19 protein-coding genes and 1 other RNA gene are annotated in these 24,422 nt (G+C 69.8%); 11 read left to right on the top strand and 9 right to left on the bottom strand.

From position 1 onward, the window contains the following. Nucleotides 1-6: 6 nt before the first annotated feature. The 4 genes from F1193_RS14140 to F1193_RS14125 form a co-directional block, all read right to left on the bottom strand. Nucleotides 7-1,530, bottom strand: coding sequence for a monovalent cation/H+ antiporter subunit D (locus F1193_RS14140; protein WP_150098443.1), 1,524 nt, complete (start codon nt 1,528-1,530; stop codon nt 7-9). After that, a complete protein-coding gene (locus F1193_RS14135; protein WP_150098442.1) occupies nt 1,527-1,856 on the bottom strand; it encodes a Na+/H+ antiporter subunit C in 330 nt (109 codons plus the stop codon). The genes F1193_RS14140 and F1193_RS14135 overlap by 4 nt, the downstream gene beginning before the upstream one ends. After that, nucleotides 1,847-4,720, bottom strand: coding sequence for a monovalent cation/H+ antiporter subunit A (locus F1193_RS14130; protein WP_150098441.1), 2,874 nt, complete (start codon nt 4,718-4,720; stop codon nt 1,847-1,849). Before F1193_RS14130 ends, F1193_RS14135 begins: the two co-directional genes overlap by 10 nt. A gap of 598 nt (nt 4,721-5,318) precedes the next feature. Then, a complete protein-coding gene (locus tag F1193_RS14125) occupies nt 5,319-6,251 on the bottom strand; it encodes a hypothetical protein (protein ID WP_150098440.1) in 933 nt (310 codons plus the stop codon). A gap of 516 nt (nt 6,252-6,767) precedes the next feature. Here F1193_RS14125 and F1193_RS17300 point away from each other — a divergent pair. Further along, entirely contained in the window at nt 6,768-7,943 is a 1,176-nt protein-coding gene (locus tag F1193_RS17300; protein WP_246164415.1) for a cyclin-dependent kinase inhibitor 3 family protein, read from the top strand. Nucleotides 7,944-7,948: 5 nt separating this feature from the next. On the opposite strand, the gene draG is transcribed toward F1193_RS17300, so the two are convergent. From draG to F1193_RS14090, 5 genes are all read right to left on the bottom strand, one after another. Then, nucleotides 7,949-8,848 carry an ADP-ribosyl-[dinitrogen reductase] hydrolase gene (gene draG, locus F1193_RS14110; RefSeq protein WP_150098439.1) on the bottom strand — a complete coding sequence of 300 codons (900 nt, stop codon included), beginning with the start codon at nt 8,846-8,848 and terminating at the stop codon, nt 7,949-7,951. A 114-nt stretch (nt 8,849-8,962) separates the two neighbouring features. After that, nucleotides 8,963-9,796 carry an NAD(+)--dinitrogen-reductase ADP-D-ribosyltransferase gene (locus tag F1193_RS14105; RefSeq protein ID WP_150098438.1) on the bottom strand — a complete coding sequence of 278 codons (834 nt, stop codon included), beginning with the start codon at nt 9,794-9,796 and terminating at the stop codon, nt 8,963-8,965. Between the two features lie 151 nt (nt 9,797-9,947). Beyond that, nucleotides 9,948-10,333: RNase P RNA component class A (gene rnpB, locus F1193_RS14100), an RNA gene on the bottom strand. 288 nt (nt 10,334-10,621) lie between these two features. Further along, complete coding sequence (locus F1193_RS14095) at nt 10,622-11,416, bottom strand: N-acetylmuramoyl-L-alanine amidase (protein WP_246164414.1); 795 nt, start codon at nt 11,414-11,416, stop codon at nt 10,622-10,624. Nucleotides 11,417-11,427: 11 nt separating this feature from the next. After that, nucleotides 11,428-12,156: a TerB family tellurite resistance protein gene (locus F1193_RS14090; RefSeq protein ID WP_150098436.1), complete on the bottom strand. Its 729-nt coding sequence runs from the start codon at nt 12,154-12,156 to the stop codon at nt 11,428-11,430. 433 nt (nt 12,157-12,589) lie between these two features. Between F1193_RS14090 and F1193_RS14085 the strand changes: the two genes are divergently transcribed. From F1193_RS14085 to murC, 10 genes are all read left to right on the top strand, one after another. After that, entirely contained in the window at nt 12,590-13,069 is a 480-nt protein-coding gene (locus tag F1193_RS14085; protein WP_150098435.1) for a division/cell wall cluster transcriptional repressor MraZ, read from the top strand. Then, the gene (rsmH, locus tag F1193_RS14080) at nt 13,069-14,100 is read left to right on the top strand and encodes a 16S rRNA (cytosine(1402)-N(4))-methyltransferase RsmH (protein ID WP_150098434.1); all 1,032 of its coding nucleotides are present in this window, start codon (nt 13,069-13,071) and stop codon (nt 14,098-14,100) included. The genes F1193_RS14085 and rsmH overlap by 1 nt, the downstream gene beginning before the upstream one ends. 1 nt (nt 14,101) lies before the next feature. Continuing rightward, the gene (ftsL, locus tag F1193_RS14075) at nt 14,102-14,467 is read left to right on the top strand and encodes a cell division protein FtsL (protein WP_150098433.1); all 366 of its coding nucleotides are present in this window, start codon (nt 14,102-14,104) and stop codon (nt 14,465-14,467) included. 17 nt (nt 14,468-14,484) lie between these two features. After that, nucleotides 14,485-16,233, top strand: coding sequence for a peptidoglycan D,D-transpeptidase FtsI family protein (locus tag F1193_RS14070; protein WP_150098462.1), 1,749 nt, complete (start codon nt 14,485-14,487; stop codon nt 16,231-16,233). Further along, the gene (locus F1193_RS14065; protein ID WP_150098432.1) at nt 16,230-17,681 is read left to right on the top strand and encodes a UDP-N-acetylmuramoyl-L-alanyl-D-glutamate--2,6-diaminopimelate ligase; all 1,452 of its coding nucleotides are present in this window, start codon (nt 16,230-16,232) and stop codon (nt 17,679-17,681) included. The genes F1193_RS14070 and F1193_RS14065 overlap by 4 nt, the downstream gene beginning before the upstream one ends. 101 nt (nt 17,682-17,782) lie before the next feature. Next, on the top strand, nt 17,783-18,868 hold the full coding sequence (gene mraY / locus F1193_RS14060; RefSeq protein WP_150098431.1) for a phospho-N-acetylmuramoyl-pentapeptide-transferase: 1,086 nt from the start codon (nt 17,783-17,785) through the stop codon (nt 18,866-18,868). Next, on the top strand, nt 18,868-20,280 hold the full coding sequence (gene murD / locus F1193_RS14055; protein WP_150098430.1) for a UDP-N-acetylmuramoyl-L-alanine--D-glutamate ligase: 1,413 nt from the start codon (nt 18,868-18,870) through the stop codon (nt 20,278-20,280). The genes mraY and murD overlap by 1 nt, the downstream gene beginning before the upstream one ends. 313 nt (nt 20,281-20,593) lie before the next feature. After that, nucleotides 20,594-21,754 carry a putative lipid II flippase FtsW gene (gene ftsW / locus F1193_RS14050; RefSeq protein WP_150098461.1) on the top strand — a complete coding sequence of 387 codons (1,161 nt, stop codon included), beginning with the start codon at nt 20,594-20,596 and terminating at the stop codon, nt 21,752-21,754. Further along, nucleotides 21,751-22,860 carry an undecaprenyldiphospho-muramoylpentapeptide beta-N-acetylglucosaminyltransferase gene (gene murG / locus F1193_RS14045; RefSeq protein WP_246164410.1) on the top strand — a complete coding sequence of 370 codons (1,110 nt, stop codon included), beginning with the start codon at nt 21,751-21,753 and terminating at the stop codon, nt 22,858-22,860. The genes ftsW and murG overlap by 4 nt, the downstream gene beginning before the upstream one ends. 7 nt (nt 22,861-22,867) lie before the next feature. After that, nucleotides 22,868-24,283, top strand: coding sequence for a UDP-N-acetylmuramate--L-alanine ligase (murC, locus tag F1193_RS14040; protein ID WP_150098429.1), 1,416 nt, complete (start codon nt 22,868-22,870; stop codon nt 24,281-24,283). Nucleotides 24,284-24,422 lie beyond the last annotated feature (139 nt).

Here is a 24,422-nt window from a genome sequence, read left to right as displayed (position 1 = left end):
ACCCTGTCATGGCCGGCGCTCGCGGGCAGTGGCGGGATCGGCGCCGAGCACGGCTTCGGACGCCGCAGAGGACTGAAGCTGCTCGGCGGTGGCCCGCGCATAATCGGCCACCGGTGCGGCGAATGCCACGAGCAGCGGGCTCGCCGCCAGCATCGTCAGCATGGCGAGCGCCGGCAGGCCAAGCCGCACCTCGGCGGTGGCGGCGGGCGCCGGCTTCGCCTCCCAGAACAACACGCTGGCGGCGCGCGCCAGCACCAGCGCCGGCAGCAGGCTCGACAGCAGAAGCGCCGTCCATGCAAGGGGTCCGAACGGGGCCTCCTGGATCGACCGCAGGATCATCAGCTTGGCGAGGAAGCCGGAGAGCGGCGGCACGCCGCAAATGGCCAGCGCAAACACCAGATAGGCCGCCCCCAGCGTCACCGCCCGCCTGGCGGTCTGGCCGGTCCGGAAGCCGTCGCCCGCCTCGCCGCGCGCCGTCGCGATGCGCCCGGCCAAGAGGAAGAAGCCGCCGGCGACCAGCGTCGAATGGACGAGATAGAACAGCGCCGCGGCGATCGCCTCGGTGCCTGCTGCGGCGATCGCCGCGAGCAGCGTGCCGGTGGAGACCACGACGAGGCTCGCCACCACCACGGCCAGCCGCCGCGCCGCCAGCGCACCGAGCGTGCCGGCGACGATGGTGGCGATCGCCAGCGGCATCAGCCAGGGCTGCAGCAGATCGGCGGTGACCGGCGCGCCGGCGAAGGTGGCGGTGGAGACCCGCAGCAGCGCATAGACGCCGACCTTGGTCATGATGGCGAACAGTGCCGCGGCCGGCGCGACCGCCGCGCCATAGACGCGCGGCAGCCAGAACGACAGCGGAAACAGCGCCGCCTTCAGCGCGAACACCACCACCAGCAGGCTTGCGGCCGTGCGCACCAGCGCCTGATCCGCCGTCGGCACGCGGGCCAGCGCACCGGCCATGTCGGCCATGTTGAGCGTGCCCAGCGTGCCGTAGAGCAGCCCCAGCGCGATGAGGAACAGCGCCGAGCCGGTGAGGTTGAGCACGACATAGGCGAGGCCGGCGCTCGCTCGCGCCCGGCCGTTGCCGTGCACCAGCAGGCCGTAGGAGGCGAGCAGCAGCACCTCGAAGAAGACGAACAGGTTGAACAGGTCGCCGGTGAGGAAGGCGCCGGTGAGGCCGGCGATCTGGAACTGGAACAGCGCATGGAAATGGCGGCCCAGCGCGTCGGTGCCGCCGCTCGCATAGATCAGCGCCGGCAGCGCCAGCGCCGCGCACACCGCCACCATCAATGCCGAGAGCCGGTCGAGCACCAGCACGATGCCGAACGGCGCCGGCCAGTTGCCGAGCGCATAGACGTCGATCGCGCCGGTGCCGGCGTGCCGCAGCAGCAGTGCCGCGATCGCCACCATCATCAGCGCCGAGGCGAGCGAAACGGTGCGCTGCGCAGCGAGCCCCGCGCGCTCCAGCGCCAGGCAGGCGATGCCGGCCGCGAGCGGCAGCAGGATGGGAATGATCGCGAGATGGCTCATGTCGGGTCGCCGTCGTCGAATCCGTCGCGGCCGCTCTCGCCCTTGGCGCGCAGCGCCAGCGCGACGAGATAGGCCGTCATGCCGAAACTGATGACGATGGCGGTGAGCACCAGCGCCTGCGGCAGCGGATCGGTGTGGCGCGCAACGCCCTCGATCAGCAGCGGCGGCGCATTGGCCACCAGCCGGCCGCTGGCGAACAGCACCAGATTGACCGCATAGGACAGCAGCGTGAGGCCGAACACGACGGAGAAGGTCTCCGCCCGCAGCACCAGATAGAGGCCGCAGGCGGTGAGCAGGCCGATGCCGGCGGCAACGATCAGCTCCATGACGCCGGCTCCCGCGTCGCTGGCTTCTGGCTCACCGGCTCCTGCGTCGGCCCCTCGGCGCCAAGCTCGCGCCGGCTCAGTGCTCCGAGCTCGGTGAGCACCAGGAGCGTGCCGCCCACCACCACCAGATAGACGCCGAGATCGAACAGCATGGCGGAGGCAAGCTCGACATCGCCGATGAGCGGTAGATGGACATGGCCGTGCGCGCTGGTGAGGAACGGTGCGCCGAACAGCCAGCTCGCAGCGCCGGTGGCGCCGGCGATGGCGAGGCCCGCCGCGATCAGCCGCGGCTGGTCGAGCGGCAGGCGCGCGCGGCCGAAATCGATGCCGCAGGCGATGTACTGCAGGATCAGCGCCACCGACGTGACGAGACCGGCGATGAAGCCGCCGCCCGGCAGATTGTGGCCGCGCAGCAGGATGTAGAGCGAGACGGCGAGCGCCAGCGGCAGCAGTGGGCGCACCAGCATGGCCAGCATGATGGGGTGGCGGTCGGCCTCGCGCGAAGCGCTGCCGGCATAGGGGGAGAGCCGCAGGCCGCTGACCAGCGCGTGCGCGCCGAGCGCCGCCATGGCCAGCACGGTGATCTCGCCCAGCGTGTCGAAGCCGCGGAAATCGACCAGGATGACATTGACTGCGTTGGCGCCGCCGCCGCCCGGCACGGCGTTCGCGAGATAGAAGTTCGAGATCGTCTCGAACGGCCGCGTCAGCATGGCGTAGCTGAGGGCGGCCACCCCGCCGCCGGCAAGCCCGGCGAGCGCCATGTCGCGCAGCCGGCGCCCGCGCGGCTCGGCCGCCTCCGCCCGCGCCGGCAGGAAGCGCAGCGCCAGCAGCATCACCACGATGGTGACGACCTCGACCGAAATCTGCGTCAGCGCCAGGTCGGGCGCCGACAGCAGCACGAAGGTCATCGACACCACGAGGCCGACCACGCTCATGAAGATGATGGCGAGCAGACGCTGGCGGTGGCAGGCGACGACGCCAAGGCAGCCGGCCGCGAGCGCGGCGAGGCCGGCCAGCGCCAACGCCTGGACCACAGGGCCCGCCGGCGCCCCGGCCGCCGTGCCGGCGAGCGCGAGGCTGACGCCAGTCAGATGCGCCGACCAATAGGCCCACAGGCCGAGCGCGATCGCGAACACCAGAAGGGGCGCGAGATAACGCCGCGGCGCGCCGCTGTCGACGAGCGCCATCACCTTCCCGGCGACGGCGGTCATCGCCTGATAGACGCGCTCGAACGCCACCGGGCTCTGCAGGTCGGGCAGATAGCGCTCGTGCAGCTCGAACAGGAAGCGCCGGTTGACGTAGTAGACGATGCCGGCGGCCAGCGCGACGAAGCTCATGACCAGCGGCAGGCTGAAGCCGTGCCACACCGCCAGCTCGAAGTGCGGCAGCTTGCCCAGCAGCGCCGCGCCGGCCGCGGCATCGAGCAGCGGGCCGACCGAAAGCTGCGGCGCGATGCCGACCGCGACGCACAGCAGCACCAGGATCTCGACCGGAAAGCGCATCCAGCGCGGCGGCTCGTGCGGCGAGCGCGGCAGGTTGATCGGCTCGCCATTGAAGAACACGTCGTGGATGAAGCGCGTCGAATAGGCGACCGACAGCATGCCGGCGATGGTGGCGAATACCGGCAGAACCCAGGTGTGGATGCCGAAATGCGGATGCTCGATGGTCTCGGCGAAGAACATCTCCTTGCTGAGGAAGCCGTTGAGCAGCGGCACGCCGGCCATCGCCCCCGCCGCGACGATGCCGAGCGTCGCCGTGTAGGGCATGTACTTGAACAGGCCGTTGATGCGCCGCATGTCGCGCGTGCCGCATTCATGGTCGATGATGCCGGCGGCCATGAACAGCGACGCCTTGAAGATGGCGTGATTGATGATGTGGAACACGCCGGCAACCACGCTGAGCGGCGTGTCGAGGCCGAACAGAAGCGTGATCAGCCCGAGATGGCTGATCGTGGAATAGGCCAGGAGGCCTTTGAAGTCGTGCTTCAGCAGCGCCACATAGGCGCCGTACACGAAGGTCGCCGCGCCGACCGAGCTGACCAGCCCGAACCACAGCTCGGTGCCGGCCAGGGCCGGGTGCAGGCGCGCGATCAGGAACACGCCGGCCTTCACCATGGTCGCCGAGTGCAGATAGGCGGAGACCGGGGTCGGCGCGGCCATCGCGTTCGGCAGCCAGAAATGCAGCGGAAACTGTGCCGACTTGGTGAAGGCGCCGAGAAGGATCAGCAGCAGCGTCGGCGCATAGAGCGGATGGGCGCGGATCTGCGCGCCGCGGGCGAGGATGTCCGACAGTTCGAACGAGCCGGCGATGTGTCCGAGCAGCAGGAAGCCGGCAAGCATCGCTAGGCCGCCGCCGCCGGTGACCGCCAGCGCCATGCGCGCGGCGATGCGCGCATCGTGCGCCTCGTACTTGTAGGCGATCAGCAGGAAGGAGGTGACGCTGGTGATCTCCCAGAACACCAGGAGCAGCAGGATGTTCTCGGACAGCACGATGCCCAGCATGCCGGCGGCGAAGACCAGCAGCAGCCCCAGGAACCGCCCCATCCGGTCGGACACCGGCAGGTAGTAGCTGGCATAGAGGACGATCAGCAGGCCGATGCCGAGGATGAGCAGCGCGAACAGCAGCGACAGCCCGTCGAACCGGAAGGCGAGGTCGAGCCCCCATTCCGGCAGCCAGGACCAGGAGGCCACCACCACCTGGCCGGACATCGCCTCGGGAACCAGCGGTGCGAGCAGGGCCAGGGCGGCGACCAGGGCTGCGGCCGCGGTCTGCGAGGCCTGCACGCGCCCGAATCGCGCGGCGATGGGCGCAAAGCCTGCGCCCGCCAGCAGGGCCATCAAGGCCAGGACAATCAGCACTGACATCGCTCAGCCCGTTGGCGATGCTCGGGAACAATGGGAAGCGTAGATTTGGCCCTCATGAGCCGGCCGGGCCTCGCCGTCCAGAGCATCCGGCGCAGAACCGGCCGCCGGTTCTGCGAGATAAGGTGTGCGAACTCAAGGTGTTGGAACTTGCGCTCCAATTCAATCAAGCCATCGACCTCTCGAATTGCGGATCGATTTGTAGTGAGTTGGGGCTGGATTGCCAACTCCAAACGGGCGCTTCGGGTAGTCTTGTGAAATCCCGCGCAGCGCGGCGGGTGATCTGACGGCGATCGCCGGACCGCGGCGGTCGCGGTCTCTGCCCGTGCAGGGCGCCGCCAATCGCGGCCAAAGCGGGCCGATGGCCCCGATGGCGGATGCCGCGCAGGGCGCGCCTTCCATGATGCCGCAACTGGACCGGCCATGCGCCGGCCGGCCGGTGGGGCCAGCGGGTCGCATAAACAGCCAAAGCCCGCGCCGGCATGGTCACACTGCCGGCGCGGGCTTTGCTGCGGATCGTCATCCCGCCGCCGGCGCAGGCTCGACTGCGGGCGAGGGCAGGGGGTGAAATCCGGCTTGGTCAACCGGACTTCACGTCACATCAGAAGGAGATGCCGAGCTTCAGCTTGGCATCGTACTGGCTGAAGTCCACGAGATTGATGTCACCCATGGCGATATATTCTTCCGACGACTTCTCGTTGCCGGCAACCTGGACCGCCAGCGCGCCCGACAGCGCGACGTTCTCGCTGAGCGCCCAGAAGAAGGTCGGGCCGATGTACCACCCATCGCCCTGCGCCTGGTCGAACCACGCGCCGGCATAGGCCTGCCGGTAGCTGCCCTCGACGCCGAGGAAGAAGTTCTCGGTCGCCTGCAGGGTCAGCGCCGCCGAGGTGATGAAGGCCGACTCCTCCTCCTGCGGCGTCACGTCGATCCACGCCGCCTCATGGACGAAGTTGAGGGCGAAGAACAGCCGGTCGGGCACCAGCACCGCGTCGAACAGCAGCTTCATGGCGAGGCTGGTCTCGTCGTGATTGCTCGTCTCGTTCGGATCGCCGCTGGCGAAGCGCGTGCGCTCCTTCACCCGCGCCCAGCCCGGCTCGACGACGAACGTCATGCCGAAGCCGGTCTGCGCCCGGCCGAGCAGCTTGAATTTGGCCTCGATGGAGGCGCCGAGCGCGTCGCTTTCGGTGCGCGCCAGCCCGTCATTCGTCTCCTCATAGGCGTTGCCGAACACGATCGAGGGACCGATCTCGACGCACGGCACCAGCCCGTAGGAGAGTTGCACCTTGCCATCGGTCGACATCGCCCGGCCCGAGCGAATGCCGAAGCCGCCGCCATATTCGATGCCCAGCGCCAGCGAGCCCGGCGTCGCGACGTCGGTACCGCTCGAAAAACCGAAGATGTCGGGATTGACCTCGGTCGTCTCCTTGCAGAGCTGCGGCTCCGCCGCCGCGACGGGCGCCTTGCCTTTCAGATCCGCCGCCTCGGCCAGACCCACCTGCGCGGCAAGCGGCAGCACGGCAGCCGTTGCCATCACGATCAAACCCCGAATCCCCATCTCAGAACACCCTAGTTTGGAACTGTTATAGTATTACAATTCTACGGGGACGGTACGTCAGCGGCAATTCCGCCGCGCCGCTGCCGAGCCGAAATTGCGAATGAATCGCTAGAATGCCGGCCGTTGTTGCGAGTGCGCAACAGTTTTGGGATCGCGACCCGCATGGCGACGCGGCCCCGCGACCGCCGCCTGCGAGCGCTGGCGCATCCGCCGATCCGATTGGACCGGGCGGACGCCCCAAGTCTCGAGGTCCGCTTTCTTTCGCGAAGCCGGTTCCCGCTCTTGCGGAATATGCTTTCGAGCGCGATCCGAACTGACTGCATCAGATCGGGCGCTCTAAGTTCTTGAGTTGTCGCATTCTCTTTCGCAAAACCGGTTCCCACTTTTGCGGAGAATGCTCTAGTCTTCGGCTCCGGGAGCCGATTTCGTGTTCGGGAATGACGGATGGCCGGGGCGCGGACAAGCCAGACACACCCCCTTCAGATCGCGGAGGTGCGGGCCAGCCCCGCGCATGGGCGAATCGGCATCACCTTCTGCCCCGGCAAGCATGACAGTGCCGCGCGCACCGGGGCGTGGGCGCGCGACCTGGGAGCGGATCTCGACGCCATCGCCGCGTGGGGGGCGCGGCTGGTGGTGACGCTGGTCGAGCCGGGCGAGCTCGACGTGCTCAAGGTGCCCCATCTCGGCGCGGAGGTCCGACGCCTCGGCCTCGATTGGCGACACCTGCCGATCGCGGACTATTCGGTTCCGAGCGACGCGTTCGAGAGAGAGTGGGAGACGAATGGCCGCGACATCCGTGCGCTCTTGCGCGGCGGCGCCGATGTGGTCGTGCATTGCCGGGGCGGGCTCGGCCGGGCCGGCATGATCGCCGCGCGTCTTCTCGTCGAACTGGGCATGGCGCCCGACGCGGCGATCCGCGACGTCCGCCGCGCGCGCAAGGGCGCGATCGAGACGCCGGCGCAGCTTGCGCTGGTGCGGCGGACCACGGCGGTGATCGACGCCGATGTCATCGACACGGCGGCGATGGAGAAGGTCGGCCGGCGGATGGGCAGCAATCCGGGCGGCGTCTACCAGGACAATAGCGGCCGGCGGTTCTATGTGAAGTCGCTGGAATCGCCCGCGCATGCGCGAAACGAGATCCTCGCGGCGAGGCTCTACCAGCTCGCCGGGGCGCCGACGCTGACCTATGTGCGCGCAACGGATCCGAACGAGGTCGCGACCGAGCTTGCCGCGCTCGACAAGAAGCATGTGTCGCAGCTCGACGACAGCGAGCGCAGGCAGGCGCAGCGCTGGCTCGGCGTGCATGCCTGGACGGCCAATTGGGATGCCGCCGGCTTTGACGGCGACAACCAGGGCGTCGTGGGCGGGGTGGTCCTGACGCTCGACGTCGGTGGCGCGCTGGAGTTCCGGGCGCAGGGGGATCCCAAGGGCCGCGCGTTCGGCACCTGCGTTCGCGAACTCGACACGCTGCGCACCGACGAGGACAATCCGCACGCGGTGCGGCTGTTCGGCGACATGGGCCCTGCCGAGATCGACGAGGCCATCGCCGTGGTGACCCGGATTCCGGATGACGCGATTCGGCAGGTCGTCGCCGAGACCGGCGGCAGCAGCGCGCTTGCCGACAAGATGATCGCGCGCAAGGCCGACATGGCGAAGCGGATGATCTGAGCGGATCAGATCCCTTCGGCGCAGGCGCCCTGCGAGATCGCCAGCAGCCGCGGCGTCTGCGTCTGGATGGCGTCCGCCACGTCGCGGTCGAGCACCGCGAGCCAGCGCGCAGGGATGGCGTCCAGCCCGTAGGTGGCGCCCGCCAGCATGCCGGCGATCGCGCCCGTGGTGTCGGCGTCGCCGCCCTGGTTGACGGTCGAAACGACGCACGCGGCGAAGGAGTCCGCGCCAAGATAGTGGTGCAGCACGGTCTGCATGGTGTCGACGACGAAGGCGGAGCACTGGCCCGGATAGGGCTCGAAGCGGAACGCCCGGTGCCGGCCCGCGAGATCGGCGGCCTCCCGGCGCACGACGTCCTTCCCCAGCCCCTCAAAGAGACCGTGCATCATGCGCACCAGCGCGCGGCAGGCATCGTCCGACAGCGGATGGTGATGCGTGGCGCGCGCCTGGGCGAGCGTCCACGCATCCGCCTTGCCGGGCTCACGGAGCGTTGCGAGCGCCACCGGCAGAACGCGCATCGCGGCGCCGTTGCCGGCGTCGCCTTCCGAGAACGCGCCCTCGACGGTTCCATGCTCGATATAGCGCCGGATGCCGCGCCGGCAGGTGTTGCCGACATCGGCCGGCCCGGTCTTCAGCCACGCCGCGAACTCCTCGCAGACGTCGCGGACGTCCAGCCCGCCGGTGCGGAGGATCGAGCGGCCCAGCGCCAGCGCCATCTCGGTGTCGTCGGTCACCTGCCCCGGCTTGAGCCTCAGCCAGCCGCCGCCGACGATGTCGCGATGCACGCCATACGTTGCTGCGATCTCGCCCCTGGTCATGAACTCGACGGTGGCGCCGAGCGCGTCGCCGATGGCGAATCCGAGATAGGCCGCGAGCGCACGGTTTTCCACGGTCGGCGTGGTCATGTTGCGGCCTCCCTGGAGCATGCTCCGCAGAAGTGGGAACCGGCCTTGCGACAGAGAATGCGACGCCTCGACACCCGAGAGAGGCCGTCTGGTTCGGTCGGATTGGCGGACGCTCTAGACATAGTCCACGCCCACCCGGAATTCGCCGCCGATCGCCAGGTACTCGCGCTCGCCCTTCAGCAGATGCGAGGGCAGGAGGCCGTTGAAGAACAGGATCTTGCTGAGGGGAACGCGCGCGGTGAGGATCATGTCGCCGAAACAGTCGGCGACGTCGCGGTCGGACGAAAACGACACGAGGTTGTTGAGCCGAACCACCGCCTCGTGCCTGTCCGTCCGATCCACGATCCAATGTTCGTCGAAGGCATTGACGCCGCGATAGAGCGTCAGGTGCGTCTGCTCCGGAAACGCGAAGCGGCCGATGGCCCATTGGCAGAACTCGAACAGCAGGTCGAGCTGCACCCAGATCGCGTTGTTGTGGAAGTGGCTCGACATCTTCTCGTCCACATAGGCTTCCCAGGCGGGGCTCGAAACCTCGTCGATGATCTCCTTGTGGAAGGAGGGGCAGACGCCGAACCGGCTCTCGACCCAGCCCTTCAGCACCGCGCCTTCCGGGCCGTTGCTGTCGAAGCTCCAGCCGGTGATCAGCCGCAGGAAGGACGAGCGGTAGCGCCTCTTTCCGCCTGAGGCCGCGTCGCACTGCTCGGGGTCGAGGCCGAACATCGCCATCATGTAGCAGAAGAACGCTTCGCCCGCCTCGGCGAGGTCGCCCGCCTGGTCCAGCATGGTGAACAGGCTGGGGTTCATCTCGCGCACGCCCCAGATGTGCAGCGGAACCGGCGCCTCGTTGAAGGCGCAACTTCCCAGCCACTCCGGGGGCCGCCCCACGAGGTTGGTCGAATGGGCGATGCCGCGCCGCCTGCAGTGTCCTACGTCTTCCATCGCGCGCATGATGAGGATTCGCGAGCCAAACCGCCAGCGCCGCGCCGGCATCGAATCGCGCCTTCGGCATCCGCGTGGCGTCCCCAGCCGGCGGATCGTCATGCGGCCCAAAGGCGGATCCCGCCGGACGCCGTGGTGTCCGGAAACCGGGCAGGGGGCAGGTGCCAGCCGGCCTGTAAGCCGGGTTCTGTAGGGCCCGGGGTCGCCCCCGGACGTGACGGCCATTCCTCTGGGACGGCGCTTGCGCGCCGCCTCAAGCAACCAACCCGGGTGGCGGCCCAGAGACGGGCCTGGGCGTGGCCTTTCGGTCCGCCCGCGCCACCCCTATTCGGTTTTGCTCCCGGTGGGGTTTGCCATGCCGTCCCCGTTGCCGGGTCCGCGGTGCGCTCTTACCGCACCCTTTCACCCTCACCCCGGCCGAGGCCGAGGCGGTCTGCTTTCTGTGGCACTTTCCCTAGGGTCGCCCCCGCCGGACGTTATCCGGCACCGTGTCTCCATGGAGCCCGGACTTTCCTCCGCGTGAGCGGCGACCGTCCAGCCGACTGGCAAGGCTGCAATGGGGGTGCCGGGCGGCCGCGTCAAGGGTGACGGGCGGGCGGACGACAAAAAGGGACGGGGTGACGCGGCCCGGACCCTGGCCGTCCACAGGCCCTGACGGTCCAGACCTGACGGTCCTTCGCGGCGTTGCCGCTTGCCCGGGACGACGACCTCCCCCTTCGTCATCCCGGCCGAGCGTCAGCGAGAGCCGGGATCGTCCTCAGGAAAGGGCACCCCTTTCCTGCGCACGGTCCCGGGTTGGAACGGCGAAATGTGCTTGCCCGGGACGACGGGTGGTCATACCCGGGGGCTCGCCCGCGACGCGTTGAGGCTGGCGTCGCGGGCCGCGATCAGGTCGCGCAGCGTGGTGACGGTGGACACGTCCGCGACGCCGTCGACGCGCGCGGGGCGGAAGTGGCGCTGGAAGGCCGCGACCACCGCCTCGGTCGTCTCGTCGAACAGGCCGGTGATGTCGAGGCCGTAGCCATAGAGCGCCAGCAGCGCCTGCAGCGCCTCCACCGGCAGGCCGCGCTCGCCGCGCACGATGAAGCGGCCGTCGGCGGGCGGGGCGGGCGGCACCCACAGGCCGACGCCGGCCGCGGCCAGCGCGGCCCACGGGAATTTCTCGCCGGGGTCGCGTTTGCGCACGGGCGCGACGTCGGAATGGCCGAGCACGCGGTCGGGCCGGATGGCGCGGCGGGCGATGATGTCGCGGCAGAGCGCGATCACCGCGTCGATCTGCGCCTGCGGAAAGTCGGGGCAGCCGAAATCATGGCCGGGATTGGCGATCTCGATGCCGATCGAGCGTGAATTGACGTCGGTGTCGCCGGCCCAGATCGACTCGCCGGCGTGCCAGGCGCGGCTGTGCTCCGGCACGAGCTGCAGCACCCGGCCCGATTCCTCGACGACATAGTGGCAGGATACGGTGCCTTCCGGACCGGCGAGGCAGGCCAGCGCCTCGGTCAGCGAGGGCAGGCCGGTATAGTGGAGCACGATGGCGTCGGGTCCGCCGGGGCCGCGGCGCTCGCCGAAGCGCGGCGAGGGCATGACGGCTGTGACCAGCGGGCAATCGGGCGAGAAGGAGTCGGGCATCGGATACTCGCTCATCGGCGGGCAGTGCGCTCGGCGCGGATGGTCTCGTAGGCGGCGTTGATGGCCGCCAGCTTATCGGTGGCGAGGCGGATCGCCTCGGGCGGCAGGCCCTGGCCGATCAGCCGGTCGGGGTGGGTCTCCATCACCAGTCGCCGCCACGCCTTGGTGATCTCCTCGTCGCTCGCCTGCCGCGTCACGCCGAGCGCGAGATAGGGGTCGCCCTTGCCGGGGGCGAGATGGCGCGCCTCCATGGCGGCGAACTCGGCCTCCGAGAAGCCGAAGATCGTCGCGACCTCGCGCAGGAACGCCCGCTCATGGGGGTGCACCGCCCGGTCGGCCTTGGCGATGTGGAAGAGGGCGTCGATCAGCTCCTCCTTCATCTCGGGCGAGTCGGCGAAGATGTCGGCGAGCTGGCGGGCATAGGCATCGAAGCCGGCGACCGAGCCCTTGGCGAGGTCGAACACCCGGCGCACATTGGCCATCTCCTCGTCAGGCACCTCGAACACTTCGTGGAACGCCTCGACTTCGAGCGGCGTCACCACGCCGTCGGCCTTGGCCATCTTGGCCGACAGGGCGACCACGCCGATGGTGAAGGCGAGCGACTTCGCCTGCGGATCGGCGGGGCGGCCGAACGGCACGTCGATGATGAAATGGCCGGCGATGCCGCCGACCAGCGCCCCCAGCGGGCCGCCCACGGCGAGGCCGACGCTGGCGCCGCCGAGCTTTCCCCAAATGGTCATCGGCCGGGTGTCCTCGACGGCGGGAGCCGGGAGATCACGGGGTGATCCCGGTGGCGGAGCGCGCCGGAATCCCAGGGCGAGACCGGAGTCTGCGGCGGCCGGACGGCGATCTTCTGGCTTCGATGCGCGGTTTTCGCATTCTGGTCTGGCGGTGGCAGGGGCGCACGCGGCAGGGCAACCGTTCCTTAACCTTCAGAGAGCGTAAATCCAATGGCATCCTGGCGCGACGAGCGTCTGGCCCCCGTCCGATTCCATTGACGACCATATTTACCCATGATATCCCAAACCATCCCGCTCGGATGGGCCGCGTCGGGCGCGGTCCTGTGTGCGCGGTCCAGCCGTCCCCAGTTGGGCGGCGGTCGGGCCTGCACCTGCGGGCGGGACGTTCCGGCGCCCGTCGGCGCGCGCGTCGAGCTGGGGGATGGCGACCGCGATGGACCGCTTCGTGTCCAGCTACACGATGCGTCTGGACGCCAAGGGGCGCGTGTCCATCCCTGCTCCCTATCGCACGGTGCTGGCCCGGGACGGTCTCGACGGGGCCTATTGCCTGCCGGCCCTCGATGCGCCGGCGATCGATGGCGGCGGGCGGATGCTGATCGACGAGATCGACCGGCTGATCGCGATGCTGCCGCCCTATTCGGACGAGCGCGACGAGATGTCGAGGGCGCTCTACGGGTCGAGCGAGCTGATGAAGCTCGATCCGGAGGGCCGCGTCATGCTCAGCGAGACCCTCAAGAGCCACGCCCGCATCAAGGACGCCGTCACCTTCGTCGGGCTCGGCCACAAGTTTCAGATCTGGGAACCGGAGCGTTTTCGCACGCACCTCGAAGAGGCCAAGACGAGAGTGCGCGATCTTCGCAAACGCCTCGGACTCCCGGATGCGCCAGCGCGCGCTCCTGGAGCACGGGAATGATGGCGGGCGGCGGACCCGACGAACGGTCCGCCGGCGGACCTGCCCGCCACATTCCCGTGCTGGTGGGGGAGGTGCTGGCGGCGCTGGCGCCGCAGGACGGCGACGTCATCATCGACGGCACCTTCGGCGCCGGCGGCTACAGCCGCGCCATCCTCGCCGCGGCCGACTGCCGGGTGGTGGCGATCGACCGCGACCGCACCGCCATCCTCGCCGGCTGGGATCTGGTCAACGCCGCCGACGGCCGCCTGACGCTGGTCGAGGACCGCTTTTCGCGGCTCGACGCGGTCGCCGCCGACCTCGGCTTCGCCCAGGTCGATGGCGTGGTGCTCGATATCGGCGTGTCGTCGATGCAGCTCGACGAGGCCGGGCGCGGCTTCTCGTTCCGGGCCGACGCGCCGCTCGACATGCGCATGGCGAGCGAGGGCGAAAGCGCGGCGGAGCTGATCGCGCGGCTGGATGAGACCACGTTGGCGAACGTCATCTTCGCGTTCGGCGAGGAGCGGCACTCCCGCGCCGTGGCGCGCGCCATCGTCGCCGCGCGGGCGGAGGCGCCGATCGCGACGACGCGCCAGCTTGCCGACATCGTGGCCCGCGTGGTGCGCGCCAGGCCCGGCGACATCCATCCGGCGACCCGCACCTTCCAGGCGCTGCGCATCGCGGTGAACGACGAACTCGACGAGCTCGCCACCGCCCTTCTCGCCGCCGAGCGCGTGCTGAAGGACGGCGGGCGGCTGGTGGTGGTGAGCTTCCATTCGCTGGAGGACCGCATCGTCAAGACCTTCCTCGCCGAGCGCTCGCGCACCACGGCCGGCGGCTCGCGCCATGCGCCGCAGGGCGCGGTGGCGCCCGCCACCTTCTCGCTTGCGGTCAAGAAGCCGGTCGAGGCGTCGGCCGCCGAGGTCGCCATAAATCCGCGCGCACGCTCAGCCAAGCTGCGCGCGGCGATACGCACCGCGGCGCCGGCCAGGAGCGAGGCTCCGGCGCCGGGCTGGGTGCCCGATCCGTTCGCCGCCACCGGCCGGAGGCGCTGACATGCTTCGCATCCTCAACACCATCGTCGTGCTGGCGCTGATCGCCGCCGCCGGCAGCGTCTATCATGTGAAATACGAGTCGACCCTGCAGGCCGAGAAGATCGCCAAGCTGCGGGGCGAGATCCGGCAGGAGAAGGAGGCGATCGCGCAGCTGCGGGCGGAATGGAGCCAACTGACGCGGCCCGACCGCATCCAGGCGCTGGCCAGCCGCCATCTGGCGCTCAAGAGCTTCGACCTCGACCGGCTCGACCGGCTTGACAAGCTGCCGGACCGGCCGCCGCCGCCGGGCGATCCGATCGGCGACATGCTCGACGACATGGAGCCGCGCGACGCCATCAACGGCGCCGAGACGGGAGACGGGCTATGAGCGGGCCGCGGTCCGACATGCCGTCATCCGGCCGCGCCGGGGTGCCGGAGCCGAAGCCCGTGGGCTGGTCCGGCACCGATGCGCATGCCGTCTCGCGCCGCCGGCTCAAGCTGCTGGTTGTGGCATTCGCGCTGATCTTCGCGATCATTGCCGGCAAGACCGCCTATCTCGCCGCCGACGCCGATGGCGGTGCCGGCCGCCGCAGCGCGACCAACGAGGCGCTGGCCTCAGTGCGGCCCGATATTCTCGACCGCAATGGCGAGATCCTCGCCACCGACGTCAAGACCTCCTCGCTGTTCGCCGAGCCGAGGCGCATCATCGATGTCGACGAGGCGCTCGAACTGCTGTCGGCGGTGATGCCGGACCTCGACATGGCGGAGGTGCGCGAGCGGCTGTCGGCCAAGAACCGCGGCTTCGCTTGGCTCAAGCGCGAGATCACGCGCCAGCAGCAGGCGCAGATCCATCGCCTCGGCATTCCCGGCATCGGCTTCCTGCGCGAGAACAAGCGCGTCTATCCGGCTGGCGCCGAGGCCGGCCACGTGCTCGGGCACGTCAATATCGACAACCAGGGCATCGCCGGCGTCGAGAAGTGGGTCGATTCGACCGGCCTGGCCTTCCTGCACCAGATCGGGCTTGCCACCGACCGCGCCCAGGTTCCGGTCGAGCTCGCGCTCGATCTGCGCGTCCAGCATGCGATGCGCGACGAGCTGATGCAGGCGAAGACGAAATTCAAGGCCAAGGCGGCCTCCGGCGCCATCCTCGACGTCAACACCGGCGAGGTGGTGGCGATGGTGTCGCTGCCGGACTACGACCCCAACAAGCCGGTCACCTCGAAGGACGATGCCGTCATCAACCGCCTGACCACCGGCGTCTATGAGATGGGCTCGACCTTCAAGGCGCTGACGCTGGCGATGGCGCTCGATTCCGGCAAGATCTCGCTGAACTCGACCTGGGACGCCCGCGCGCCGCTGCGCTACGGCCGCTTCCAGATCCACGATTTCCATCCCACGCACCGCATCCTGTCGACGCCGGAGGTGTTCATCCACTCCTCCAACATCGGCACGGCGCGCATGGCGCTCGCGATCGGCGTCGATGGCCACAAGGCGTTTCTCAAGAAGATGGGCCAGCTCGACCGCATGCGAACCGAGCTGCCCGAGAGCGCCGAGCCGCTGGTGCCCAAGCGCTGGGGCGAGCTCAACACGGTGACCATCGCCTTCGGCCACGGCCTGTCGGTGGCGCCGCTGCAGGCGGCGGCGGCGGTGTGCGCGCTGGTCAATGGCGGCGTGCTCATCCCGCCGACCTTCCTCAAGCGCTCGCCCGAGGAGGCGAGGAAGCTCGGCACCCAGGTGATCAAGCCCGAGACCTCCGACAAGATGCGCTATCTGATGCGCCTCAATGCCGAGAAGGGTTCGGCCACCAAGGCCGAAGTCAAGGGCTACTATGTCGGCGGCAAGACCGGCACCGCCGAGAAGGTGATCAATGGCCGCTACGCCAAGAACAAGGTGATGGCGGCGTTCATGGGCATCCTGCCGGCCGATGCGCCGAAATATCTGGTGCTGGTGATGCTCGACGAACCGCAGGGCCTGCCCGAGACCCATGGTTACGCCACCTCCGGCTGGAACGCGGCGCCGACCACCGGCAAGATCATCGCCCGCGCCGCGCCGATGCTCGGCCTGGAGAAGCGCGACGAGCTGCCGCCGGCCGAGGCGTTGCTGAAGGGTGGGCCGCGCATCGCCGCGGCGCGTTCGCTGGTGGGTTCGCAATGACCACGCTCGCCGACCTGTTCGCCGCCGACCTGCCGCCCGGCCATCGCGCCGCCGGCCTCAAGGTCACGGGGCTTGCCGCCGACAGCCGCAAGGTGACGCCCGGCAATGCCTTCGTCGCCGTGCCGGGCACCAATGCCGACGGCCTCGCCTATGCGCCGGCCGCGGTCGCCAAGGGGGCGGTGGCGGTGATCGCGGCGCAGGCGCCACCGGGCGATCTCGGCGTGCCGGTGATCGTGGTGGCGGACGTGCGCGGCGCGCTGGCGCGGGCGGCGGCGCGGCGCCACCCCCGCCAGCCGGCGACCCAGGTGGCGGTGACCGGCACCAGCGGCAAGACCTCGGTGACCGCGTTCACCCGCCAGATCTGGACCGCGCTCGGCCACAAGGCGGCGAGCGTCGGCACCATCGGCGTGGTGGCGCCGTCCGGCGCCGACTATGGCTCGCTGACCACGCCCGATCCGCTGACGCTGCACGCCACGCTCGACCGGCTGGCCGGCGAGGGGGTGACGCATCTCGCCATCGAAGCCTCCTCGCACGGGCTCGACCAGCGCCGGCTCGACGGCATGCGGTTTTCGGCCGGCGCCTTCCTCAATTTGTCGCGCGACCATCTCGACTATCACCTGACGCTCGACGCCTATTTCGCCTCCAAGCTGCGGCTGTTCGAGGCGCTGCTGCCGCCGGGCGCCGGCGTGGTGGTGGACGCTGACCTGCCGGAGGCCGACCGGGTGCGGGCGGTGGCGCGGCCGCGCGGCCTGCGCGTGTTCTCGATCGGCCGCGGCGGCGCCGGCATCCGGCTGGTGTCGGCCGCGGTCGAGGGCTTCGCCCAGCGGCTGGAGGTGGAGACCGGCGGCCGATTCTATTCGGTGCGGCTGCCGCTGGCCGGCGCCTTCCAGGTGGCCAATGCGCTGGCAGCGGCGGGGCTCGCCATCGTCACCGGCTCCGAGCCCGGCGCGGTGTTCGCGGCGCTGGAGCATCTCGAAGGCGCCAAGGGCCGGCTGGAGAAGGTGGCGGAGGTGGACGGCGCGCTGGTGTTCGTCGACTACGCCCACAAGCCGGACGGGCTGGAGAAGGTGCTGGCCACGCTGCGTCCCTATGCCACCGGCCGGCTGGTTGTGCTGATCGGGGCCGGCGGCGACCGCGACCCCGGCAAGCGGCGCATGATGGGCGAGGTGGCCGCGAGGCTGGCCGATGCGGTGATCGTCACCGACGACAATCCGAGGAGCGAGGACCCGGCCTTGATCCGCCGGGCGATCCTGGAGGGCGCGCCGGGCGCCGAGGAGATCGCCGGCCGGCACGCGGCGATCGCTCAGGCGGTGGCCGGGCTCAGGCCCGGCGACGTGCTGGTGGTGGCCGGCAAGGGCCACGAAACCGGCCAGATCATCGGCGATCGGGTGCTGCCGTTCTCCGACCATGACGAGGTCGCGGCGGCGGTGGCCGCACGCCGCGGTTGATTTCGGGCGAACCTGGAACACAAGTGCCTTGCCGAACCATCGGCCGGGCGGCTATGCCGAGCGCCGCTCCGCAGCGGGCGGCAGCAGAACGGGAGAGCGGCATGCTGACGTGGTTGGTCGAGCTCTCGGGCACCGTGTCCGCCTTCAACGTGTTCCGTTACATCACCTTCCGCACCGGCGGCGCCATGCTGACGGCGCTGCTGTTCGTGTTCCTGTTCGGGCCGACCATCATCGCTGCGCTGCGCCTCCGCCAGGGCAAGGGCCAGCCGATCCGCGAGGATGGGCCGAAGTCGCACATCCTGTCCAAGAAGGGCACGCCCACCATGGGCGGGCTGATGATCCTGTCGGGCATGCTGGTTTCGACGCTGCTGTGGGCCAATCCCGCCAATCCCTATGTGTGGGTGGTGCTGTTCGTCACCGTCGGCTTCGGGCTGGTCGGTTTCTATGACGACTATCTCAAGGTGACCAAGCAGACCCACATGGGCTATTCGGGCAAGGCGCGCCTGGCCATCGAGGCCTCGATCGCCGGTGTCGCGGTGCTGGCGCTGATGTACGTGGCCAAGGGGCCGCTCGCCACCTCGATCTCGTTTCCCTTCGTCAAGGACGTGCTGGTCAATATCGGCTGGGTGTTCCTGATCTTCGGCACCTTCGTCATCGTCGGCGCCGGCAATGCGGTGAACCTCACCGACGGGCTCGACGGCCTCGCCATCGTGCCGGTGATGATCGCCGCCTCGACCTTCGGCCTGATCGCCTATCTCTCCGGCAACGTCATCTTCGCCGACTACCTGCAGATCCAGCACGTGCCGGGCACCGGCGAACTGGCGGTGATCCTGGGGGCGGTGGTCGGCGCCGGGCTGGGCTTCCTGTGGTTCAACGCGCCGCCGGCGCAGATCTTCATGGGCGACACCGGCTCGCTGGCGCTCGGCGGCCTGCTCGGCACCGTTGCGGTGGCGACGAAGCACGAGATCGTGCTGGCGGTGGTCGGCGGCCTGTTCGTGCTGGAGGCGCTCTCCGTCATCATCCAGGTGACGAGCTTCAAGCTGATCGGCAAGCGCGTGTTCAAGATGGCGCCGATCCACCATCATTTCGAGCAGCTCGGCTGGACCGAGCCGCAGATCGTGATCCGTTTCTGGATCATCTCGGTGGTGCTGGCGCTGGCCGGCCTCGCCACGCTGAAGCTGCGCTGATGATCCCCGTGACTTCCTTCAAGGACCGCGCCGTCGCCGTGTTCGGGCTCGGTGCCTCGGGCCTCGCCACCGCCGAGGCGCTGAGGGCCGGCGGCGCCCAGCCGATCATCGACGACGACAGCGAGGCGCGCCGCGCCGAGGCGGCCGCGCGCGGCTTCGACGTGCGCTCCTTGCGCGAGATCGACTGGAGTTCGGCGGCTGCGCTGGTGCTGTCGCCCGGCGTGCCGCTCACCCACCCCGCGCCGCACTGGAGCGTCGGGCTCGCCCGCAATGCCGCGGTCGAGGTGATCGGCGACATCGAGCTGTTCGTGCGCGAGCGCCGGCGCGTCTATCCGACGAGCCCGTTCGTCGCGATCACCGGCACCAACGGCAAGTCGACCACCACGGCGCTGATCGCCCACATTCTCAAGCTGGCCGGGCGCGACGTGCAGCTCGGCGGCAATATCGGCACCGCCATCCTGTCGCTGGAGCCGCCGCGCTCCGGGCGGGTGCACGTCGTCGAGTGCTCGTCGTTCCAGATCGACCTTGCGCCCTCGCTCGATCCCTCCTGCGGGGTGCTGCTCAACCTCACGCCCGACCATCTCGACCGCCACGGCACCATGGAGGCCTATGCGGCGATCAAGGAACGGCTTGTCGCCGGCGTGCAGCCGGGCGGCACGGCGGTGGTCGGCGTCGACGACAATTTGTGCCAGGCCATCGCCGACCGGCTGGAGCGCGCCGGCACCCATGTGGTGCGCGTCTCGGTGCGCCGGCCCTTGGCCGACGGCCTCTATCTCGACGGCCACGAGATCGTGCTGGCGCAGGGCGGCGCCCGGCGCTTCTCGGTCGGGCTCGCCGGCATCGGCTCGCTGCGCGGCGTCCACAATGCCCAGAATGCGGCAGCGGCCTTCGCAGCCGCCACCGCCTGCGGCCTCGCGCCGGAGATCGCGTCGGCGGCGCTGAAGAGCTTTCCCGGCCTCGCCCACCGCATGGAGGAGGTCGGCCGCAGCGGCAATGTGCTGTTCATCAACGATTCCAAGGCCACCAACGCCGACGCCGCGGCCCGTGCGCTGGCCTCGTTCGAGGACATCTACTGGATCGCCGGCGGCAAGCCCAAGGCCGGCGGCATCACCACGCTCACGGGCTTCTTTCCGCGCATCGCGAAGGCCTATCTGATCGGCGCCGCGGCGGACGAGTTCGCCGGCACGCTGGGCGGGCGGGTGGCGCATGTCATGGCCGGCACGCTCGATGAGGCGGTGGCACGGGCCGCGGCCGACGCCGCGGCCGAGGGGCGGCCGCACCCGGTGGTGCTGCTGTCGCCGGCCTGCGCCTCCTACGACCAGTTCCGCGACTTCGAGGAGCGCGGCCAGCAGTTCGCGGCGCTGGTGCGGGCGCTGGCAGCCGAAGCCGCCAGTTCGGGAACCGGCAATTAACGCTTTGTTGGGCATGTTGGGGCGTCACGCCCCTAGCGCGGCGTGATGCGGTTTCCGGCTGATCGGCCCGGCTCTTTTCTTTCCTTCCCTCTCCCCTTGCGGGAGAGGGTGGTGAGACCGAGCAAAGCGAGGTCGAGCCGGGTGAGGGGTGCGCGTCGCGGACGCTCGAAGTCTTACCCCTCACCCGCCTCGCGATCTGCCGATCGCTCGGCACCCTCTCCCGCAAGGGGAGAGGGAAAGAGTGGCTCCCGGCCGGTCGACTATTCCGAGTCGATCAACCGGAAACCGCATGAATCCTGTCGGCGAGGCGGCCATGGTGTCGAGACGCGAGAAGACGACGTTCGGTGAGTGGTGGTGGAGCGTGGACCGCATCACGCTGTTCGCCATCGGCGCGCTCATCGTGATCGGCGTGGTGCTGTCGCTGGCGGCAAGCCCCGCGGTGGCCCACCGGCTCGGGCTCGAACCGTTCCACTTCGTCAACCGCCAGGCCTTCTATCTGGTGCCGGCGATCGCGGTGATGATCGGCACTTCGCTCTTGAGCCCGCGCGACCTGCGCCGGCTGTGCGTGGTGATCTTCGCCGTCAGCGTGGTGATGGTGTTCGCCACGTTGGTGTTCGGCGCCGAGATCAAGGGCGCGCGCCGCTGGCTGGTGATTGGCGGCATCAACATCCAGCCCTCCGAGATTCTCAAGCCGGCCTTCGTGGTGCTGGCGGCGTGGCTGTTCGCCGAATCGACGCGGCGCAGCGACGTGCCGGCGCTGCCGCTCGCCTTCGCGCTGCTCGGCGTCAGCGTGGTGCCGCTGGCGGCGCAGCCCGATATCGGCCAGACCGTGCTGGTGGTGACGGTGTGGTGCGCGCTGTTCTTTCTCGCCGGCCTGCGCTGGATCTGGATGGTCGGCCTCGGCGGCGTCGCGGTGACCGGCCTGATGGCGGCCTACACGCTGGTGCCGCACGTCACCAAGCGCGTCGACAAGTTCCTCAATCCCGATGCCGGCCATGACGGTTTCCAGATCGAGACCGCGCTCGGCAGCTTCGCCTCGGGCGGTTGGCTCGGCCGCGGGCCGGGCGAGGGGACGGTCAAGCGCATCCTGCCCGACAGCCACGCCGACTTCATCTTCGCGGTGGCGGCGGAGGAGTTCGGCTCCGTCCTGTGCATCGCCATCGTCGGGCTGTTCGCGCTGGTGGTGCTGCGCTCGCTCGTCCTGGCGCTGCGCGACGAGGATCCGTTCACCCGCTTCGCCACCGCCGGGCTCGCGCTCTTGTTCGGCATGCAGGCGGCGATCAACATGTCGGTGAACCTGCATCTGATTCCGGCCAAGGGCATGACGCTTCCCTTCATCTCCTATGGCGGCTCTTCGCTGATCTCGCTGGCCTTCGGCGTCGGCATGCTGCTCGCCTTCACCCGACGCCGGCCGCGCGCGGAAGTGGCGGCCGAGGCCGAATCGGCGTTCCGCCTCGCGGGGCGGCCGACGTGAGCGCGCCGCTGGTTCTGCTCGCGGCCGGCGGCACCGGCGGCCATTTGTTCCCGGCCGAGTCGCTGGCCGGCGAACTCGCCCGCCGCGGTGCCGTGGTCGATCTCGTCACCGACGCGCGCGCCGCCGCCTATGCCGGTTCCTTCCCCGCCCGCGCCCGCCATGTGGTGACGGCCGATACCATACGCGGCCGTGATCCGGCCTCGCTCGCCCGCTTCGGCTTCACCATGCTGAACGGCCTTCATGCCGGCTGGCGGCTGATGCGGCGGCTCCGGCCCGACGTGGTGGTGGGGTTTGGCGGCTATCCCACCGTGCCGCCGCTGTGGGCGGCGAGCCTCGCCGGGATCCCCACCGTGATCCATGAGCAGAACGCCGTGCCCGGCCGCGCCAATCGTCTCCTGGCGCCGCGCGCGAGCCGCATCGCCACCGGCTTTCCCGGCGTGTTCGCCGGCTCACCGGCGCTTGCCGCCAAGGCCGCCTTCACCGGCAACCCGACCCGCCCGGCGGTGATCGCCGCTTCGGGCAGCCGCTATGACGCGCCGATGCCGGGCGGATCCTTGCGCCTCCTGGTGTTCGGCGGCAGCCAGGGCGCGCGGGTGATGAGCGAGATCGTGCCCACCGCCGTCTCGCTGTTGCCGGCAGCGTTGCGCGCCCGGCTCGATCTCGTGCAGCAGGCGCGGTCCGAGGATCTCGATGCCGTAACGGTAGCCTATGGCGCGCTCGGCGTTGCGGCCGAGGTGGCGCCGTTCTTCTCCGACCTGCCGGCGCGCATGGCGCTCGCGCACCTCGTGGTGTCGCGGGCCGGCGCCTCGACCGTTGCCGAGCTTGCGGTGATCGGCCGGCCGGCGATCCTGGTGCCGCTGCCCGGCGCGCTCGATCAGGACCAGCTCGCCAATGCCGGCTCGCTGGCCGAGGCCGGCGCCGCCCTGCTGGTGCCGCAATCGGACTTCACCCCCGAGCGCCTTGCTGATCTGTTGGCCGGGCTGGCGCGCGAGCCCGCCCGCCTTGCCGGCATGGCCTCGGCCGCCGCCGCCCAGGGGCGGCCGGACGCGGCCGCCCGCCTTGCCGACCTCGTGCTTGCCACAGCCCGGCAGGCCAGACCGGAGTGACCCTGCCATGAAACTTCCCCGCCAGCTCGGCCCGATCCATTTCGTCGGCATCGGCGGCATCGGCATGAGCGGCATTGCCGAGGTGCTGGTCAATCTCGGCTACACCGTGCAGGGCTCCGATCTTGCCGAGAACGCCAACGTCAAGCGGCTGCGCGACAAGGGCGTCACGGTCGCCATCGGCCATGCGGAAGCCAATCTCGGCGCGGCCGCGGTGATGGTGGTGTCCTCCGCCGTCAAGCGCGACAATCCCGAGCTGGTCGCGGCGCGGGCGCGGCGGGTGCCCGTGGTCCGCCGCGCCGAGATGCTGGCCGAGCTGATGCGCTTGAAGAGCTGCATCGCGATTGGCGGCACCCACGGCAAGACCACCACCACCTCGATCGTGGCGGCGCTGCTGGATGCCGCCAATTTCGACCCCACCGTGATCAATGGCGGCATCATCAACGCCTATGGCACCAATGCGCGGCTCGGCGGTGGCGACTGGATGGTGGTGGAGGCGGACGAGAGCGACGGCACCTTCCTCAAGCTGCCGGCCGACATCGCCGTCGTCACCAATGTCGATCCCGAGCACCTCGACCATTTCGGCACCTTCGAGGCGGTGAAGGACGCCTTCCGCGATTTCGTCGAGAACGTGCCGTTCTACGGCTTTGCGGTGATGTGCATCGACCACCCGACGGTGCAGGAGCTGGTCGGCCGCATCGAGGACCGCCGCATCGTCACCTATGGCGAGAACCCGCAGGCCGACGTGCGCATCTTCGGCATCGAGCCCAATGGCATGCAGACGCACTTCTCGGTGCAGATCCGCGACCGCACCGGTGCCGTGGTCAATACGCTGGAAAATCTCGCAATGCCGGTCCCGGGCCGCCACAACGCGCTGAATGCCACCGCGGCCATCGCCGTGGCGCACGAGCTCGGCGTTTCCGACGACATCATCCGCAGCGCGCTTGCCGGCTTCGGCGGCGTCAAGCGCCGCTTCACCCGCACCGGCGAGTGGAACGGCGTCACCGTGATCGACGATTACGGCCACCATCCGGTGGAGATCGCCGCCGTGCTGCGGGCCGCCCGCAGCGCCGCCAAGGGGCAGGTGGTGGCCGTGGTACAGCCGCATCGTTATTCCCGCCTGCAGACCCTGTTCGAGCAGTTCTGCACCTGCTTCAACGACGCCGACACGGTGATCGTGGCGCCGGTCTATCCGGCGGGCGAGACGCCGATCGAGGGCGTCGACCGCGACGCGCTGGTGGCGGGCCTGCGGGCGCGCGGCCACCGCAAGGTGATGCCGCTCGAAGGGGCGCCGCAGCTCGCGCCGCTGGTCGCCGGTCTGGTCGAGCCGGGTGACTACGTCATCTGCCTCGGCGCCGGCTCGATCTCGCAATGGGCCTACGCGCTGCCGGGGGAACTGGCGGCGACGCGCACCGCGGCGGAGTAGGAGGGCAGCCGTCACCTCGTCGTCCCGGGCGAGCGTCAGCGAGCAACTGTCATGCGGCTTTTGGGTCTCGCCAGGGTTTGTTGTCTCGAATCATGGCGTTGAGGATGGTCAGGAGCTTTCGGGCGATGGCGATGAGGGC

Origin of the sequence: Blastochloris sulfoviridis, from assembly GCF_008630065.1 — a bacterium.
Taxonomy (GTDB): domain Bacteria; phylum Pseudomonadota; class Alphaproteobacteria; order Rhizobiales; family Xanthobacteraceae; genus Blastochloris; species Blastochloris sulfoviridis.
The sequence above is the reverse complement of the archived record's forward strand: the minus strand, read 5'-3'. Positions and strand labels throughout refer to the sequence as shown.